The 17,953-nt window shown below is 75.0% G+C and carries 15 protein-coding genes; 7 read left to right on the top strand and 8 right to left on the bottom strand.

The genetic code is table 11. The features are described from left to right. Window positions 1-2: 2 nt before the first annotated feature. Window positions 3-1,472 (bottom strand): fused MFS/spermidine synthase, encoded by a 1,470-nt coding sequence (locus tag ENKNEFLB_RS08890; RefSeq protein WP_246535919.1) that lies wholly within the window; start codon window positions 1,470-1,472, stop codon window positions 3-5. A gap of 94 nt (window positions 1,473-1,566) precedes the next feature. Further along, entirely contained in the window at window positions 1,567-3,702 is a 2,136-nt protein-coding gene (locus ENKNEFLB_RS08885; protein ID WP_214058866.1) for a DEAD/DEAH box helicase, read from the bottom strand. Window positions 3,703-4,033: 331 nt separating this feature from the next. Between ENKNEFLB_RS08885 and ENKNEFLB_RS08880 the strand changes: the two genes are divergently transcribed. After that, window positions 4,034-5,137, top strand: a complete 1,104-nt coding sequence (locus ENKNEFLB_RS08880) for an SDR family oxidoreductase (RefSeq protein WP_214058865.1) — start codon at window positions 4,034-4,036, stop codon at window positions 5,135-5,137. A 23-nt stretch (window positions 5,138-5,160) separates the two neighbouring features. Here ENKNEFLB_RS08880 and ENKNEFLB_RS08875 read toward each other — a convergent pair whose 3' ends face one another. The 4 genes from ENKNEFLB_RS08875 to ENKNEFLB_RS08860 form a co-directional block, all read right to left on the bottom strand. Then, a complete protein-coding gene (locus tag ENKNEFLB_RS08875; protein WP_214058864.1) occupies window positions 5,161-5,571 on the bottom strand; it encodes a DUF1641 domain-containing protein in 411 nt (136 codons plus the stop codon). A gap of 79 nt (window positions 5,572-5,650) precedes the next feature. Next, window positions 5,651-8,767: a formate dehydrogenase subunit alpha gene (gene fdhF / locus ENKNEFLB_RS08870; protein ID WP_214058863.1), complete on the bottom strand. Its 3,117-nt coding sequence runs from the start codon at window positions 8,765-8,767 to the stop codon at window positions 5,651-5,653. A 76-nt stretch (window positions 8,768-8,843) separates the two neighbouring features. Further along, window positions 8,844-9,110, bottom strand: a complete 267-nt coding sequence (locus tag ENKNEFLB_RS08865) for a hypothetical protein (RefSeq protein ID WP_214058862.1) — start codon at window positions 9,108-9,110, stop codon at window positions 8,844-8,846. Beyond that, window positions 9,071-9,736, bottom strand: a complete 666-nt coding sequence (locus ENKNEFLB_RS08860) for a MerR family transcriptional regulator (RefSeq protein WP_214058861.1) — start codon at window positions 9,734-9,736, stop codon at window positions 9,071-9,073. The genes ENKNEFLB_RS08865 and ENKNEFLB_RS08860 overlap by 40 nt, the downstream gene beginning before the upstream one ends. 100 nt (window positions 9,737-9,836) lie before the next feature. Between ENKNEFLB_RS08860 and ENKNEFLB_RS08855 the strand changes: the two genes are divergently transcribed. The 3 genes from ENKNEFLB_RS08855 (at window position 9,837) to ENKNEFLB_RS08845 (ending at window position 12,815) form a co-directional block, all read left to right on the top strand. Further along, window positions 9,837-10,097, top strand: coding sequence for a hypothetical protein (locus tag ENKNEFLB_RS08855; RefSeq protein ID WP_214058860.1), 261 nt, complete (start codon window positions 9,837-9,839; stop codon window positions 10,095-10,097). A 5-nt stretch (window positions 10,098-10,102) separates the two neighbouring features. Then, window positions 10,103-10,942 carry an FHA domain-containing protein gene (locus ENKNEFLB_RS08850; protein ID WP_214058859.1) on the top strand — a complete coding sequence of 280 codons (840 nt, stop codon included), beginning with the start codon at window positions 10,103-10,105 and terminating at the stop codon, window positions 10,940-10,942. A gap of 139 nt (window positions 10,943-11,081) precedes the next feature. Next, complete coding sequence (locus ENKNEFLB_RS08845; RefSeq protein ID WP_214058858.1) at window positions 11,082-12,815, top strand: CapA family protein; 1,734 nt, start codon at window positions 11,082-11,084, stop codon at window positions 12,813-12,815. 80 nt (window positions 12,816-12,895) lie between these two features. Here ENKNEFLB_RS08845 and ENKNEFLB_RS08840 read toward each other — a convergent pair whose 3' ends face one another. Further along, the gene (locus tag ENKNEFLB_RS08840; protein ID WP_214058857.1) at window positions 12,896-13,381 is read right to left on the bottom strand and encodes a deaminase; all 486 of its coding nucleotides are present in this window, start codon (window positions 13,379-13,381) and stop codon (window positions 12,896-12,898) included. A gap of 62 nt (window positions 13,382-13,443) precedes the next feature. On the opposite strand from ENKNEFLB_RS08840, the gene ENKNEFLB_RS08835 reads away from it, so the two are divergent. Beyond that, a complete protein-coding gene (locus ENKNEFLB_RS08835; RefSeq protein WP_214058856.1) occupies window positions 13,444-13,701 on the top strand; it encodes a hypothetical protein in 258 nt (85 codons plus the stop codon). On the opposite strand, the gene ENKNEFLB_RS08830 is transcribed toward ENKNEFLB_RS08835, so the two are convergent. Continuing rightward, window positions 13,693-14,139, bottom strand: coding sequence for a DUF309 domain-containing protein (locus ENKNEFLB_RS08830; protein ID WP_214058855.1), 447 nt, complete (start codon window positions 14,137-14,139; stop codon window positions 13,693-13,695). The genes ENKNEFLB_RS08835 and ENKNEFLB_RS08830 overlap by 9 nt on opposite strands. Window positions 14,140-14,279: 140 nt before the next feature. Here ENKNEFLB_RS08830 and ENKNEFLB_RS08825 point away from each other — a divergent pair, with 140 nt between their 5' ends. Both ENKNEFLB_RS08825 and ENKNEFLB_RS08820 read left to right on the top strand, forming a co-directional pair. Continuing rightward, the gene (locus ENKNEFLB_RS08825; RefSeq protein ID WP_214058854.1) at window positions 14,280-15,305 is read left to right on the top strand and encodes a 3-oxoacyl-ACP synthase III; all 1,026 of its coding nucleotides are present in this window, start codon (window positions 14,280-14,282) and stop codon (window positions 15,303-15,305) included. Further along, window positions 15,302-17,953 (top strand): alpha/beta fold hydrolase, encoded by a 2,652-nt coding sequence (locus tag ENKNEFLB_RS08820; protein WP_214058853.1) that lies wholly within the window; start codon window positions 15,302-15,304, stop codon window positions 17,951-17,953. The genes ENKNEFLB_RS08825 and ENKNEFLB_RS08820 overlap by 4 nt, the downstream gene beginning before the upstream one ends.

Raw genomic sequence — 17,953 nt, 5'->3', positions numbered from 1 at the left:
TGTCAGGCGCCGTACGGCGTGAGCAGCTGGTCGACCGGCGCGAAGTCGTCGGTGAGGACCTCGGCGTCGCCGACCCACGACGCGAGCGCGTCACCGCTCAGCACGTCCCACTGCGTCTCCCGCTCGTCGAGCCCGCGGGCGACCTCCTCCAGCGGCAGCGGGGCGTCGGAGGCGACCACGACCATGTTGCCGCCGCCGGAGGCGTCGAGCACGTCGCTCGGGCCGAGCAGCGCGACGTGGTCGAACGCCGCGGCCAGCGTGGCCACCTCGGCGCGGGCGAAGGACAGCGGTGCGTGGTCGATGACGTTGGCGGCGTAGACGCCGTCGTCTTCGAGCACCCGGTCGACCTCGTCCATCATCTCGACGGTGGCGAGGTGCCAGGGCACGCTCACGCCGCCGAAGGCGTCACCGACGACCAGGTCGCGGCTGTCGTCGGCGACGTCGGCCAGGCCGAGGCGGGCGTCCTCGACCCGGACCTCGAGGTCCGGGCCGGTCTCGAGGCCGAGCCGGTCGAGGTCGACCTGGACGACCCCGCCGTCGATCTCGGAGACCACGCTGCGGGTGCCGGGCCGGTCGGCGGCGAGGTAGCGCGGCAGCGTGGCCCCGCCGGCGCCGAGGTGCTGGGCGGCGATCGGCTCGCCGGGCGGGAAGGAGGCGTCGGCGACGGCGGCGAGCGCCCGGACGTACTCGAAGTCCAGGCGGGTCGGGTCGCCGAGGTCGACGTAGGAGTGGCGCAGGCCGTCGAGCACCAGTGTCCGGCCGTCGGGGTCGTCGGGGTCCTCGACGACCCGGGCGCAGTGGTAGGTGGTCTCCACGTCGCAGCCGCCGGGAGCCACCAGCACCCCGAGGCCGCCGGCCAGGACGGCCGCGCCGGCGCCGACCCGGGCACCCCGGCTCCAGCCGGACCAGCCGCGCACCCGCAGGTCGACCAGGAGCGCGGTGGCCAGCAGCACCACGCCGAGGCCGACCATGATCACGCCGACCGGGACCCGCGAGATCAGCACGAAGCCGGTCAGCACGGTGCCGACGATCGCCCCGGCCGTACCGATCCCGGACAGCCGGCCGACGACCGTGCCGGTCTCCTCGAGGGTGGTCAACCGGAGCTTCGTGACGATCGGCGTCACCGCCGACAGCAGGGCTCCGGGCACCAGGATGGCGCCGAGCGCCACGAGCACGAACCCGCTCGGCGCGACCTCGGCCGCGGAGCGGACGGTGGCCGGGGTCAGCGCGACGACCGCGCCCGAGATCCCGATCGCCGGGCCGAGCAGCCGGCGCGGGTCCGTGGCGTCGGCTGCACGCCCGCCCAGCCAGGAGCCCAGCGCGATCGCGGTCAGCGCCACGCCGATCACCAGCGTGTTGGTCTCGAGCGTCAGCCCGAGGTACGGCGCGAGCAGCCGCAGCGCGACCAGCTCGACCACCAGCACCGCCGCCGACGTGCCGAAGACCAGCGCGGCGGCCGTCCGGGCCCCCATGCCGGTCGTCTCGGTCGCGCCGCGAGCGTCATCTCGACGCGCCGCGAGCGTCATCTCGGCTGTCCGCGAGCGTCATCTCGGCCGGTCGGGCGCGTCATCGGCGGCGCTTGCGGAGGGCGTCGGTGAGCAGCGAGACCAGGGCCTCGAGCTGGACGTCGGCGGTCGAGGAGGCGTCCTCGCCGGCCCCGTCCAGCGCGCGGGCGGCCAGGCCGGCCTTGCTGTCGATCAGCTCGGCGATCCGCGCGTCGATGGTCTGCGCGGCGATCACGCGCCAGGCAGTGACCGGCATGGTCTGACCGATCCGGTGCACCCGGTCGATCGCCTGGGTCTGCTCGGCGTCGGTCCAGGACAGCTCGGCCAGCACCAGGTTCGAGGCGACCTGCAGGTTGAGGCCGACCCCCGCGGCGGTCAGCGAGCAGACCACGACCTCGACCTCGGGGTCGCTGGTGAAGGAGGTGATCGCCTTCTCCCGCGCCGCGCGGGACTGGTCGCCGCGGATGGAGGTGTAGCCGATCCCGCGGCTGGCGAAGAGCTCCTCGGCGTCGTCCATGACGTCGACGTGCTTGGCGAAGAAGACGACCTTCCCGGTGCTGCGGGCCAGCTGGGCGGCGTAGTCCGCAGCCAGCCCGGCCTTGGCCTGGCCGATCCGGCGCATCATCCCGAAGACGTTCTCGCCGGTCTTCGAGGTGGAGTCCTCGCGCTCCCACGTCGCGACCCGGCGGACGAGCTCGTGGTCGATGCCGACCACGGTGCTGCCGGAGGTCCGCGTGGCCAGCGCCGTGTCGTAGCGCTCGACCAGCCGGCGCGCGAGCTCCTTCTCGGCCTTCTTGATCGAGCGGCCGGCCTCGTCGTCCAGCTCGACGGTGAGGTCGGCGACACGGCGGGCGGGGATGTCGGCTGCGACGTCGACCTTGCGGCGACGCACGATGCCCATGTCGACGACCCGCTGCCGCGCCGCCGGGTAGAAGCCCAGGTCGGCGGGGGTCAGCCCGATCTCCTCCAGGGAGTCCATCAGCGCGGGCAGCGGGGCCTTGTCGTCGATCCAGCCGAGGAACTGCCAGATCGCGCGGAAGTCCTCGATGTCGTTGATCAGCGGGGTGCCGGTGAGCGCCATCAGCAACGGGTTGCCCACGCGGGCGCGGATCCGCTGCGAGAGCCGCAGCACGTGCTGCGAGCGCTGCGACGAGCGGTTCTTGATGAAGTGGGCCTCGTCGACGACCATGCCGCGGAACCCGTGGTCGGCCATCCAGCCGGCGTGGCGGTCGAGGACCTCGTAGTTGACCACCACGATGTCGGCGAAGCCGTCGACCTCGCGGCCGTCGCCGTGCACCACGGTCGCCGCGTGCCGCGGCACCCACCGCGCGGCCTCGGCGGCCCAGTTCGTCTTGACCACGTTCGGCACGACGACCAGCAGCGGGAAGGCCTTGGCCGCCTGCGCGGCCAGCAGCGCCTGCGCGGTCTTGCCCAGCCCCGGCTCGTCGGCCAGCAGGAAGGTGCGGTGGCCCTGGCCCGCGGCCGCGACGACCTGGGCCTGGTGGAGCATCAGCTCCTGGCCGCGGCGGTCGCTGCCGACCACGGCGCGGGACACGTCCTCGGGCAGCGGCATGCAGGCCGAGGCGCCGGCCTCGGCGTTCTCGAAGGAGCGGAAGAGGGGGCCGAGCAGCTCCCAGCCGCTCAGCCGGTGGGTGCTGCTCTGCGAGCGTCGGACGACCGAGAAGTCGGGCTTGAGGAACGGGTTGGCCAGCTGACGGGCCGAGACCGAGACCGGCACGACGCCCCGGTCGGGCTGGGTACCGGCGACCTCGGTCTCGGGCACCGCCTCCGGCTCGGGCAGCTCGACGCCGCCGGCCTGGAGCATCTCGCGGCGCAGCGCCTTGGTCTCCGAGGTGATCTCGGCGTCCTCGTCGAGCAGCGTGAAGAGCGACGGCTGCCGGGCCGCGGTCTGGGCCAGGATCGTGGCCACCCCGTCGAGCCGCTTGAGCTGCTCGGAGCGGTACGCCTCGGTGGCCGAGGTGTCGGCCTTGACCCGGAACCGCTCGTCGCGCACCAGCAGCGCGATGGCCTGGAACCGCGGACGCACCCCGACCAGCGCGGAGCCGCGTTGCACGGCCGTCTCGACCTCCCGCACCGCCCGGGCGAGGACGGGGATGATCCCGTCGTTGTCCAGGTGCCGCACGCGCCCGTTGCGCTGGGGTCGGCGCGAGCCGTTCGAGCGTTGGCCTCGGGCCACGGAATCCTCCTAGACGACGCTGGGCCCGCGACATCGGGCCCACGGTCGGCGCTCAGGCACGACCGCGTGGACAGCTCCTCCGACGCACGCCCGGACCGACCGGGCGCACGGCGGGCGGCCGTGTCCGGACGAGCGGGCCGGGACCCGCTCGGGCATGGGCGACAGGAGCCGGGATCGCCCCTCCCGGGACGAGCACCGGTCGGGCACCGCCTGGTCCGTCCGGGGACGGGGTGGGTGCCGACGGGCCCAGCGTAGCGCGATCCTGGCGCGCGACCGACTCGGCGCACCGGGGGTGGACGGACGGGGCCGGCCCGGGACCTACCGTGGACCGGTGACCGACTCCCGCTCCGACACCCGCACCCCCACCCCCACCGCCCTGGTCGTGGGCGTCACCGGCATCGCCGGCAGCGCCCTGGCCGACCAGCTCGTGGAGCAGGGCTGGGCCGTGCTCGGCCTGTCCCGCCGCGCCCCGGCCGACCGCCCCGGCGTCACCGCCCTGCAGGCCGACCTGACCGACGCCGAGGCGTTGCGCGACGTGCTCGCCGACGTCCGGCCCACCCACGTCTTCCTCACCGCCTGGGCCCGCCAGGACACCGAGGAGGAGAACATCCGCGTCAACGGCGGCATGGTCCGCGACCTGCTCGCCGCGCTGTCCCCGGGCGGCAGCGTCCAGCACGTCGCGCTGATGACCGGCCTGAAGCACTACCTCGGCCCGTTCGAGGCCTACGGCAAGGGCGAGACGCCGGACACCCCGTTCCACGAGGACGAGGAGCGGCTGCCGTACCCGAACTTCTACTACGAGCAGGAGGACCGCCTGCTCGAGGCCGCCGCCCGCGACGGCTTCACCTGGAGCGTCCACCGCGCCCACACCGTGATCGGCGCCGCGCTCGGCAACGCGATGAACATGGGCCAGACGCTGGCCGCGTACGCCACCCTGTGCCGCGAGACCGACAGCCCCTTCGTCTTCCCGGGCTCGCAGACCCAGTGGGACGGGCTCACCGACATGACCGACGCCGGGCTGCTGGCCGAGCAGATGGTCTGGGCCGCGACCGAGCCGGCCGCCGCCGACACCGCCTTCAACACCGCCAACGGCGACGTCTTCCGGTGGCGCTGGCTGTGGCCGCTGCTCGCCGCGCGCCTCGGCGTGCAGCCCGAGGGGTACGCGGGGAGCCCCCGCCCGCTCGAGGAGCAGATGGCCGGCGCCGCCCCGCGGTGGCGCGAGGTGGCCGAGCGCGAGGGCCTGCGCGAGGCCGACCTCGACCGGGTCGCCTCCTGGTGGCACACCGACGCCGACCTCGGCCGCGACATGGAGTGCCTGACCGACCAGGCCCGCAGCCGCGCGGCGGGGTTCACCGGTTACCGCTCCACGCTCGACTGCTTCCTGGCGCTCTTCGACCGGCTCGAGGCCGACCGCGTCGTCCCGGCGCCGCGGTAGGTCGCGAGGTAGAGAAGGCGAGGTCAGTCGCGCGGCAGCGAGCCACCGATCGCGGCCAGCGCGGCCAGCGCGGCCGCCAGGCCCCGACGCGTGTCGGGGTCGCGCAGGCGACGCAGCAGCCGTAGCGGGCCCTCGGGCTTCCCCGCGGCCGCCTCCGCGGCGTCCCGGCGGGCGCGGCGCACGCCGTCGGCGACCTTGGCCGACTCGTCGGGGTCCAGGTCGCGCAGCCCTCCGGCCAGCTCCAGGACCGAGCGCACGGTGCGCGCGTCGACGGCCTGCAGCGCCTTGGTCAACAGCTGCGGGTACGCCCGCGCGCCGCCCGCCATCGCCCGCAGCAGCCCGCTGTCGTGCAGCGCGCGTACCAGCTCGTCGACGTCGTCCTGGGGCGCGCGGTCGGGGCGCACGGGCGGGGCGTAGCTCAGGGGTCGGGCCATCAGCGGGTCTCCTCCGGGCGGGCGGGACGGGTGCACCGGGCAGGACGGGTGTACAGGGCGGGTCGTGCGTCCGGGGCCCTCACGCGCGGGCCCCGTCGGGCTCGGGCCGGGTCGGGGGCTGGTAGTCCGCGCGCTCCCACTTCAGCGCGACCTTCACGCCGAGCTGCGGCGTCGGGTGCCCGTACCGGTGGTGGTGTGCCGGCAGCGGCGGGCCCTGCGGGTCGCCCTTCGTGTCCCGGTCGCCCTTGCGGGCCCGGTCGGCCGCTCGTCGGGTGCCGCCGCGCACCTCGTCGGGGCCGTCGGCGCGCTCCAGCCGCACGGCGATCTCCTTGTAGGCCGGCGTGTGGCTGTCGGGATCGACCACGCTCGAGGTCAGCAGGTTGATCTCGGCAGCCTGCATCGGCACCCACAGCTCACCGTCGTGCACCTCGTCCGAGAGCAGCACGCGCACCGTCAGCTCGCCCCGCCGCGAGATCAGCCGGACCCAGTCGCCGGTGGCCAGGCCCCCGTGCTCCTCCGCGGTGCGCCACGTCATCTCGGCGTAGGTGTCGGGCACCAGCTGCACCAGGCCCGCCGAGCGCAGCGTGAGGTTGCCCTCGTGGAAGTGCTCGAGGGTCCGCCCGTTGTTGACGTGCAGCGGGTACTCCTCGTCGACCTGGTCGGTGGGCTCGCGGAACTCCAGCGGGTGCAGCCGCGCCCGTCCGTCGTCGAAGTGGAAGCGGTCGGTGTAGAGCAGCGGCGTGTCGGTGCCGTCGGCGGCCACCGGCCACTGCAGCGAGGCGTAGCCCTCGAGGCGGTCGTAGCTCACCCCGGCGAACAGCGGGGTCAGGCCGGCCACCTCGGCCATGATCTCGCCGGGGTGGGTGAAGCCCCACTGGTAGCCCATCCGGTCGGCGAGGAGCTGGAGGATCTTCCAGTCCGGCTTGGCCTCGCCGATCGGCGGCATCACCTCGTAGAGGCGCTGGATCCGGCGCTCGGTGCTGGCGAAGGTGCCGTCCTTCTCCAGCGACGCCGCGGCGGGCAGGACCACGTCGGCGAACTCGCAGGTGCGGGAGAAGAACAGCTCGGAGACCACGAGGAAGGGCAGCCGCTCGAGGGCCTCCTGCACGTAGTGGGCGTTCGCGTCCACCAGCGACAGCTCCTCGCCGATCACGATCAGCCCCTTCAGGGAGCCGTCGTACGCCGCGTCGACCATCCCGTGGTTGTCCAGGCCCGGCTCGGCCGGGAGCTCACGCCCCCAGGCCCGCTCGAACTTCTGCCGCACCTCGTCGTCGTCGACGGGCTGGTAGCCGGGGAAGAAGGTGTTGATGACGCCGAAGTCGCTGCAGCCCTGGACGTTGTTGTGCCCGCGCAGGGGGTAGGCGCCGGTGCCCGGCCGTCCGTAGTTGCCGGTCAGGAGCAGCAGGTTGGAGATCGCGGTCGAGGTGTCCGAGCCCATGTGGTGCTGGGTGACCCCCATCGCCCACAGGGCCACGACCGACCCGGCGTGGGCGACCCGGTGCGCCAGGGCGCGCAGGTCCTCGGCCGAGATCCCGGTGCGCTGCTCGGCGTGCTCCAGGGTGAAGGGGGCAAGCGAGGCGACGTAGTCGTCGTAGCCGTTGACCCGCTCACGCAGGAAGGCCTCGTCCTGCCAGCCCTGGTCGACCACGTGCTTGGCCACCGCGGACAGCCAGACCAGGTCCGTCCCGGGAGCCGGCTTGAGGTACACCTCGGCCCGTTGCGCCATCTCGTGGCGACGCAGGTCCACCACCACGTGCTGCTGGCCGTTCAACTTCTGCGCCCTGCGCAGGCGCGAGGCGATCACCGGGTGGGAGGCCGCCGTGTTGGTCCCGACCATCAGGACCAGCTCGGCGCGCTCCATGTCGCTGATCGACCCGGCGTCGCCGCCGTACCCGACCGTGCGCCACAGCCCGACGGTCGCCGGGGACTGGCAGTAGCGGGAGCAGTTGTCGGTGTTGTTGGTGCCCAGGACCTGGCGCGCGAGCTTCTGGGTGAGGTAGCCCTCCTCGTTGGTGGCCTTGGAGGATCCGATCACGCCGGTGGCGTCCGGGCCGTGCTCGGCCACGATCTCGCCGAGGCGGCGCGCGACGACGTCCAGGGCCTCGTCCCAGGTGGTCTCACGGAACCGGTCGCCGTCGCGCACCAGCGGGACGGTGAGGCGGTCCTCGGCGTTGACGTAGTCCCACCCGAACTTGCCCTTGACGCAGGTCGAGATGGAGTTGGCCGGGCCCTCGAGCTGCGGCTGCACGCGCAGGATCTCGCGCCCGCGGGTCTCGACGTCGAAGGAGCAGCCGACGCCGCAGTAGGTGCACACCGTCTTCGCCTTGTCGGTGACCGCCATCCGCGCCGCCGCCTCGGCCTTGGAGATGTCGTAGAGCGGGAGGTAGCCGGTGGTCGGCTCCACGTCCTTGACCAGGTCGATCGCCAGCTCACGGGTCTCCGTCGGCCAGTCGGTCATCAGGCCGTGCCGGCCCAGCATGGTCTTCTCGATCAGGGCGTTGCAGGGGCACACCGACACGCAGTGGCCGCAGGACACGCAGGACGACTCCCCCGCCGGGGCGCCGCCGTCCCACAGCACGCGGGGGTCCTCGGAGCCCCAGTCGATGGAGAGGGTCTCGGTGACCTGCACGTCCTGGCACGCCTCCACGCACCGGCCGCACAGGATGCACTGGTCCGGGTCGTAGCGGTAGAACGGGTGGCTGTCGTCGACCTCGTACGGCTTGGGGCGGTAGCCGATCGTCTCGTGGGTCAGACCGCTCGCCTCGACCCCTGCCTTGAGGGGGCAGGCGCCGTCGTTGTGGTCGCAGACCGTGCAGTAGAGGACGTGCTTGCGGACCAGGCGCTGCGCAGCCTGCTCCCGCGCCGGCGCCGAGGGCCCGGTCGTGGTGACGTCCAGGCCGTCCCGGACGGGTGTCGCGCACGCACGGACGACCTCGCCGTCCACCTCGACCAGGCAGGTGTCGCAGGTCTGGATCGACCCCAGCGCGGGGTGGTAGCAGACCGAGGGGAAGTCGCCGTCGTGACCCTCGTCGGTCAGGGCCTCGACGAGCGGCCGTCGCGCGTCGGCCGGGACGTCGACGCCGTTGACGCGCACCACCACCGGCTCGGGCGGCGGCGCCGCGGCGTCCTCCGAGAGCGGGCGGAAGGTGGCCTGGCGGTCGCGGTCGACCTGGCTGCCGAAGGAGTCGTGGGTCACACACCCACGCAAGTCGCCCCGGACGGTCCGCACCACACCCGTGAGCATGGGACGGCCGTGGACGGGCGGCGCGGGCTCAGCGGCGGACCTGGCGGTCGACGTAGGCCAGTACCCGGTTGAACAGCGCCGTCTGGGTGGCCGCGTCGACCTGGACCGCCCGTGGCTCCGGGGCCAGCTCGTCGAGCAGGTCCGGGGCCCAGGGGGCGCCGGCGTCGTACGCCGCCCGGGTGCAGGCGCGCGCGGCGTCGCGGGCCGCACGGCGGTCCACGGTCCACACCGCGTCGAAGAGCCGGTCCGCCTCCTTCACGTGCTGCTGGCCGGGCAGCTCCCACGCGGTGAGCACGGCCGGCAGGTCGTCGTCGTCGCAGACCACGGCCCACTCGCGCAGCAGCGGGGCGCCGGCGTCGAGATGCACCCGGACCGGCCCGCGCAGGGACACCACGTCCTCCCCCCGTCGAAGTCGGCGAAGACGGCCGCGGTGCGCGCCCCGAGGGCGAGGTCGTCCCAGCGCCGTCGTGCGGCGCGGAAGTACGAGTCGTGCTGGAACGAGCCGAACAGGTGCGGGGCCAGGGCCCGTGAGCAGAACTCGTCCTCGATCGCCCAGGAGAGCGCGAGCAGCATCGGCTTGCCGAGCCGCTGCGGGGTGAGCTGCGGGTGGCGGCGACGGAGCGCGGCGAAGACCGAGCGCTCCCCCGGCACCACGCGACGGTGCCCGTCCCTGCCGTGGGCGTGGACCAGGGTGGCGGCGATCGCCGCCTCCAGGCGCACCCCCTCGTGCTGCCGGCGCACCACGTCGAGCACCGCGTCGACCTGCGCCTGATCGTAACGACGGTGCCCGCTGGGCAGCCGGTGCGGGACCGGGAAGCCGTGGCGTCGCTCCCAGGCGCGCAGGGTGGCCGCGCCCACCCCGGTCGCGGTGGCGAGGTCTCCGATGCTCAGGTCCGCCTCAGCGGGAGGGTCGGAGATCACACCCCTGGGGAGGCCTTGCACAGGCCTTGACACGTCGTCCATGGTTTAATCCTAACCGCCTCGACAAGATGTCGAGGTTCATCCTCCTGAGGAGCCCACCATGTCAGTCAGCAGCCAGTCCCTGGACGGGGGACACGACGAGGTCGTCGACTGGACCGACCTCGGTGCCCGCATGTGGACCTTCCTGACCGGCCGCGAGGCCGCGATCCACTACCGCTTCGAGAACATGACCGTCGAGGTGCCCCGCGACACCGGGTCCAACGCCCCCCGCGCCACCTGGAAGATCGACGGCACGCTGACCATCACCACCAGCGACGCCGGTGACCCGGTCGCGCCCGGCCAGAGCACCGGGCGGGCCTGAGCACCATGACCCTCGTCGTCGGCGCGGACCTGCGCTTCGAGATCGGCCGGGAGGACGGCAGCGCCGTCCACGGCCGTCTCCGGGGCAGCGGCAACCGCCTCGAGCTCGAGGTCGACGACCCCGGCGCCTTCGCCGGTCGCGCCGACGCCCCCGCGATCCGCACCGTGGCCGAGACCCTGGCGCGCTACGGGATGGTGGTCCGTGTGGTCTCCGGCGGCCAGCACCTGGTCTCCCTCGGCGCCGTCAAGGCGCCGTGGTGGCAGAGGCGTGCGACCGGCTCCCGCCGGATCCGGGTCGGCAGCCTGCGCGGTGCGCTGACCTCGGCCCGCTCGCGGGCCCGCGCCGCCGAGCCGGTCCTGCCCCGCAACGACCTGGTCCCCCCGCTCCCGGTGTGGCCGATCGCGCCGACCTTCCAGCGCAACCCGAGGGTCGGCACCGGCGGCACGCACGGCACCGGCGGCAGCCCGCGCCTGGTGCTGTTCAAGGCCGACGTGGTGGCCGGTGAGCGGCAGCCGATCTTCTGGCTGCAGGAGACCACCGTCGTGGGCTCGGACCCGTCCTGCGACGTGGTCCTGCCCGGCCTGGCCGACCGCCAGGTCGTCATCCGGCACAGCGAGGACGACGAGTACGTCGTCACCACGCTCGCCGGCCGTGCCCGCGTGCACGGCGCCCAGCTCGACGACCGCGTGGTGCTGCGTGCCGGCGCACGCCTCGAGGTGGGCGACCACCTGCTGGTGTTCTCGCGTGCCGAGCACGCCGACCACGGCCGCCCCTTCGGCGGTCGCGTCGGTGGCGAGCTCGGCCGCCAGGAGCGCCAGCCTCCCCGAGGTCCGACCACGGACTGAGGGCCCCCGATCGTGGGTGCGGACGCTCTGGCAGGGGTCGTCCGCACCCACACCTCTTTCTCCCCCCGGGACCGCGGGACCGCCCACCCGGGCGGGGCCGTTTGTCCCGGCCCCGCATCCTGGTCGCCAGGGAGGCCCCATGGCCACGACATGCTGCACACCGCGACGGACCGGGTTCCTGGGCGCGCTCCTGGCGTCCCTGGTGCTCACGGCGGCGTGCTCCGTCGACGGCACCCGGACGCAGGCGGGCCCCGAGGCCGACGACGGACCGCGGGCCGGTGGGGGTGCCGGCGTCGGCGCCGCCGAGGCGCCCGGCGCCACGCTCACCCTGGCCTTCGCCGGTGACGTGCACTTCGAGCAGGCCCTGGGCGACCTCGTGCAGCAGCCCGGCTCCGACCTGGGCCCCGTCTCGCGCGTGCTGGGTGCCGCCGACGTGGCGATGGTCAACCTGGAGAGCGCACTGGCCTCGCGGGACACCCCGACCGACAAGGAGCTCGAGGACCCGGACCAGCGCTACTGGTTCCGCAGCGACCCCGCGGCGCTCGGCGTGCTGGCCCGGTCGGGGGTCGACGTGGTCTCGCTGGCCAACAACCACGGCGCCGACCACGGTCGGACGGGGCTGCAGGAGTCGTTGGCGGTCGCCGACGAGCGCGCGCGGCCGGCCGTCGTGGGCATCGGCGCCGGCGCTGCGCAGGCGCACGCGCCGTACCGCGTGGACGTGCGCGGGACCGGCGTCGCCGTCCTCGCCGCGGACGCCTCGCCCCGCGAGAGCCGGGACCCGGTCTGGGCCGCCGGCGAGGGCGGCCCCGGGATCGCCGCCGCCCGCTCGGGCGACGCCGGCCTGCTGCTCGACGCCGTGCGGCGCGCGGCCCGTACGGACGATGTCGTGGCGGTCTACCTGCACTGGGGCGAGGAGGAGCGGCAGACGCCCACGGCGGCCCAGCGTGGCCTGGCCGAGCGCCTCGCGCGCGCGGGTGCCGACGTCGTGGTCGGTTCGCACGCGCACGTGCTGCTCGGCTCCGGGATGCTCGACGACACCTACGTGGGGTACGGCCTGGGCAACTTCACCTGGTACCACGGCCGCAAGTCCGAGACCGGGGTGCTGACCCTGGAGCTGCGCGACGGCGTCGTCGTCGGGGACCGGTGGTCACCGGCCCGGATCCCGCTCGAGGGCGGTGTCCCCCGGCCGCTGGCCGGTCGGGAGCGCGACGAGGCGCAGGTGTGGTGGCGCGACCTCCGCCGCGGCACCGGGCTGGCCCCGACGGCGACGGCGACCCCGGTGCGGCTGCCGGCGTACCGCGCCCGGGTCGCGCCGATCGGTGAGGCGCTCGGCCGCCGGATGACCGGCTCCAGCCACGACCCCGCCACCTGCCCGCTGCCGCTGGACCGGTTGCGCGTGCTGAGCGTGCCCCACGTCGGCTTCGACGGGCAGCCCCGCACCGGCCGGATGGTGGTGCGGGCCTCCCTGGCCCGCGACGTCGTGCAGGTCTTCGAGCGGCTCTACGACGCCCGCTGGCCCCTGCGACGGATGCGGTTGGTCGACGCCTTCGGCGGGGACGACGACCGGTCGATGGCCGCCGACAACTCCTCGGGCTACAACTGCCGCGAGGTGGCCGGCTCCGACACCCTCTCGGCGCACGCCTTCGGTCGCGCGATCGACGTCAACCCGGTCGAGAACCCCTACCTGACGGCCGGCGGCGTGCTGCCGCCCGCGGGCGCCCGGTTCGCCGACCTGGACCGCACCGCGGACGCCCAGCCCCCGGCCGGCGTGGTGCACGCCGACGACGTGGTGGTCCGGGCCTTCGCCGAGGTCGGCTGGGAGTGGGGCGGCGACTTCTCGGCGCCGGACTACCAGCACTTCTACCGCCCCTGAGCGTCCGGCCGGTGTCCGGAACCGTCACCTCGACGCGCCGCGAGCGTCATCTCGGCTGTCCGGAACCGTCATCTCGGCGGTCAGCCGCGGGGGGCGTGGAAGCGCGCGTGGAGCGCGCGCACCTGCTCGTCGAGCCCTGGTACGGGCCCCTCGGCCACCAGCCCCGGCGCCACCTCGCTGATCGGCAGCGGCGCGACCGGGGACGGCGCGACCCCGAGCTCGGCCAGCCAGCCCGTCAGCTGGGCGGTCGAGCTGGCGAAGACGATCCGGCCGAGCCCGGCCCAGGCATGCGCGGCCGCGCACATCGCGCAGTGCTCGCCGGAGGTGTAGACGGTCATCGACGCGCGTTCGGCGGGCTCGGTGTGCGCCCCGGCCCACTGCGCGATCTCGAGCTCGGGGTGGCGGGTGCCGTCACCCTCGCCGACGTGGTTGTGGTCCTCGAGGAGCACCTCCCCCCGGGCCGAGACGAGGATCGAGCCGAAGGGCTCGTCGCCCTGGTCGACGGCCTGCGCGGCCAGCGCCACGCAGCGCTCCAGGTGGGCCAGGTCCTGCTCGCTGATGCTCATGGCCCCCATCCTGGACCGGCCGCGGGGGTGGCCCGGACCGACCAGCGCGCGAGACTGCCCCGGTGACCGTCTACATCGCGTGGAGCAGCGTCGACCTGCCGACCGACGAGCCCGGCCCGTGGCGCGAGGTGCGGCCCGCGGCCCCCGGGCTGGGCTTCGTAGACAGCGACGACACCCTCTCCCGGGTCTTCCACGAGCTGAAGTGGTCGCTGCCCGACGACGCCTCGCTGGTCGTCGCGCCGCTCGCCGCGGCACCCAAGCTGAAGTACCTGCGGCCCGGCACGCAGACCTGGCTGCGCGCCCGGCTGCCGTCAGCCTGAGCCCGTGCCGTCGGCGCCGTCGGCGTGCTCGCGCGCGCAGGCCAGCACCGCCTCGAGGTCGAGGCCGTACGTCGGCCCGCCGGTCCCGGCGTACCCCTCGACCGCGGCGGACCCGCGGTCGAGCAGCCGCAGGCCGCCGGCGGTGTTGCCGCGGGCCAGGTGCGTGATCCCGACGCAGAGCTGGGCCAGTCCCTGCCACAGCGGGCGCTCCTCCTCAGGGCCGTCCTTCCACCGCGCCTCGAGCACCTCGTGCGCCGAGAAGGGCCGGCCCTCGTCGAGCAGCTCGCGGGCGTAGGCCACGGTCTCGTACGGCGGGAGCGGCTCCTCGGAGACCGGCTCGACGCCGACCTGGCCGTAGGGAAGGGGACGCCCGAGCGCGTCACGCGGGCGGGCCTGGCGGGGCCGCCCCTCGGGGTCGCGGTCGCGGGTGGTGGCCATCGCGCCATCGTAGGCACCGGCGCCCTCTCAGGCGGACCGTGGTTAGGTGAGGTCACCCGGTGCTCCCCTGGGCAGATCCGAGCGACCCCGCCGCAGCGCCGTGACGAGCGGTCGCCGCACCCCGTCCCGGCAGGAGCCCCGTGACCCTGAACTCCACCCACCGTTTCTCCCGGACCGCCGTCCTGGCCGTCGAGCGGGTCGAGGCGCCCGAGGTCGTCACCTCCGCCGAGCTCGACGGGCGGCTGACCGAGGTCTACCGCCGGACCCGGATGCGCCCCGGCCTCCTCGAGGGCCTGGTCGGCATCCGCGAGCGGCGCCGGTGGTCGGCGGACCAGACGTTCGTCGACGGCGCCGTCGCGGCCGGGCAGGCCGCCCTCGACGCCGCCGGGATCGCGGCCGGCGACGTCGACCTGCTGGTCAACACCTCCCTCAGCCGCCGCTGGCTCGAGCCGTCGACGGCCGTCGTCATCCACGACGCCCTCGGTCTCCCGCCCTCGGCCCAGAGCTTCGACGTCACCAACGCCTGCCTCGGCTTCGTCAACGGCATCGAGATCGCCGGCGCGATGATCGACGCCGGGCTGATCCGGCACGCGCTGGTCGTCGACGCCGAGGACTCGCTGCCGGTCCAGGAGTCGACCATCGCCCGGCTCTCCGAGGACGGCGTGACGTCGAAGGACGTGATGGCGCAGTTCGCCGCCCTCACCCTGGGCTCCGGCGCCGCCGGCATGGTGCTCGGACGGTCCGACGAGCACCCCGAGGGCCACCGGGTGGTGGCCGCGGTCAGCCGCGCCGCCACCCAGCACCACGAGCTCTGCGTGGGCGACAACGACACGATGATCACCGACCTCAAGGGCCTGCTCGACGCCGGCCTCGAGCTCTCCTCCGGCCTGTGGGCCGAGGCCGCCCCCGAGTTCGGCTGGGACGCCGGGATGGACCGCTACGTCCTGCACCAGGTCTCCCAGGTCCACACCGAGGCGATCTGCGAACGGCTCGGGATCGACCCCGACAAGGTGCCCCGCACCTTCCCCGAGCACGGCAACATCGGCCCGGCCTCGGTCCCGTTCACCCTGGCCACCCACAGCGCCGACCTCGCGAGCGGCGACCGGGTCCTGCTGATGGGCATCGGTTCCGGCCTCAACGCGTGCTGCCTGGAGATCCAGTGGTGACGACGAGCACCTCGGCCGCCCCGGACGCCCCGGACGCCCCGGACGCCTCGAGCTCCCCCGTGCCCCACGACCTCCCCGGCCTCGACCCGTCCTGGTCGCGCACCGTCACCGTCGAGGACACCGGCGGCGTCCCCCGCACCTGGCACTACCTCGACAACGGGGTCGAGCCGGTGCACGGCACGGTGCTGTGCGTGCACGGCAACCCCACCTGGTCCTACCTGTGGCGCGGGATGCTCGCCGCGGCCCCGCCCGGGTGGCGCGTGGTCGCCCCCGACCAGCTCGGGATGGGGTACTCCGCACGCACCGAGCAGCCCCGGACCGTCGAGCAGCGCGTCGCCGACCTCGGCACGCTCACCGACGCCCTCGGCATCGACGGCCCGGTCGTCACCCTCGGCCACGACTGGGGCGGCGCGATCTCGCTCGGCTGGGCGCAGGCCCACCGCGAGCAGCTGCGCGGCGTCGTCACCGGCAACACCGCCGTGGCGCAGCCGCCCGGCGACCACGGACCGCCGCTGATCCGGCTCGCCCACCTGCCCGGCTTCCGGCCCTTCGGCTGCGTGGCCACCCCGATCTTCGTGCGCGCCACCTCGAACCTGTCGCGGCCGGCCCTGCCCCGCGAGGTCCGCGACGCGCTCGCGCTGCCGTACACCGGTGCCGCGCGCCGCACCGCCGTCGGGGACTTCGTCGCCGACATCCCGTTCGCCGAGGGCCACCCCTCCTTCCCGTTCGTCGACGCCCTCGCCGAGGGCGTGCGCACCCTCGACGTCCCCGCGCTGCTCTTCTGGGGACCCCGCGACCCCGTCTTCGGCGAGCGCTACCTGGCCGACCTGCAGGACCGGCTCCCCCAGGCCCAGGTGCACCGCTTCGAGGGCGCCTCGCACCTGGTCACCGAGGACGCACCCCGGTACGCCGACCTCGTCGCGGCGTGGCTGACCGACCTCGACACGGCCCCCGAGGACCCCGGACCCGACCCCGCGGCCGCGGTGGCCCCCTCGGACGGCCCCTCCGACGGCCCCCCGGACCGGCTCTGGTCGGTCCTGGAGCACCGTGCCGAGGACCGCTCACCCGCAATCGCGGCGCACGGCACCGTCGTCAGCTGGGCCGCGCTCTCGCACCGGGTCTCCGAGCTCGCCGCCGGGATGGCCGCCACCGGGGTCCGCCCCGGGGACCGGATCGGCGTCCTGGTCGAGCCGTCGGCCGACCTCACCTCGGTCGTCTACGCCGCCTGGCGCGCCGGCGCCGTCGTCGTGGTCGCCGACAAGGGGCTCGGCTTCACCGGCATGCGTCGCGCCCTGCGCGGCGCCTCGCTGGACCACGTCGTGGGCGGTCGCGCCGGCCTGGCCGCCGCTGCGGCGATGGGGCTGCCGGGCTCCCGGATCGCCGTGGACGCCGGGCCCCCGGCCGTACGCCGCCTGCTCGGCGCCGAGCACGACCTCGACGAGCTGGCCCGGATCGGGCGGGGCACCGTGCTGCCGCCCGAGCCCGACCTCGACGCCGGCTGCGCGGTCCTCTTCACCTCGGGCGCGACCGGACCGGCCAAGGGCGTCGCCTACCGGCACCGTCAGGCCGCCGCCCAGGTCGCCCTGGTCCGGGCGACCTACGACCTCCGCCCCGAGGATGCGTTCGTGGCCGCGTTCGCGCCGTTCTCGCTGCTCGGTCCCGCCCTGGGTCTGGCGTCCTCGCTGCCGGACATCGACGTGACCGCCCCGGACACCCTGACCGCGCCGCTGCTGGCCGACGCCGCGGCGGCGGTGGGGGCCACCGTGGTGTTCGCCTCGCCGGCCGCCCTGCGCCGCGTCGTGGCCACCCGCGACCAGGTGAGCCCTGCCCAGCAGGAGACGCTGGGCCGGGTCCGGCTGCTGATGTCGGCCGGTGCGCCCGTGCCGTCCGCGCTGCTCCGGGCGGTCGGGCAGGTCCTGCCGGCGGCGAGCCTGCACACGCCGTACGGCATGACCGAGGCCCTGCCGGTCACCGACGTCTCGCTGGAGGAGATCACCGCCGCCGGCGCCGGGGAGGGCGTCTGCGTCGGCCGACCCCTGGTCGGGGTCACCGTCGGCATCGTCCCGCTCACCGGCACCGACCTCGAGCCGGACGGTTCCGGACCGGTCACCGACGCCGAGGTCACCGGCGAGATCTGCGTGCGCGCCGCGCACGTCAAGGACCGGTACGACGCCCTGTGGATGACCCAGCGCGCCTCGGCCCGGCACCCCGGCTGGCACCGCACCGGCGACGTCGGGCACCTCGACGACGAGGGCCGATTGTGGGTGGAGGGCCGCTCGGCCCACCTGATCAGCACCGCGGACGGGCTGGTCACGCCGGTCGGCCCCGAGCAGCGCCTGGAGGCCCTGCCCGCGGTGCACGCCGCCGGCCTGGTCGGCGTCGGTCCGGAGGGCGCGCAGGTGCTCGCCGCCGTGGTCGTGCCCGCGACGGACGGGCCCACCGCGCCGGCGCCGCGCCGCCGCGGGGGCTCGCTGGGCCTGCGGCTCGCCGACCACGACCTCGCCGAGGCCGTGCGCGGCGCAGCCGGCGTCCCGGTCGCCGCGGTGCTGCACGCGGACCGGCTGCCGCTGGACATCCGGCACGCCTCCAAGGTCGACCGGACCGAGCTGGCCCGCCAGGCCGCCGCCGTCCTCGCCGGGCGCGGGTGA

This window comes from Nocardioides aquaticus, assembly GCF_018459925.1.
GTDB lineage: Bacteria > Actinomycetota > Actinomycetes > Propionibacteriales > Nocardioidaceae > Nocardioides > Nocardioides aquaticus.
Note: the sequence above shows the minus strand (reverse complement) of the source record. Positions and strands in the feature narration are given on the sequence as shown.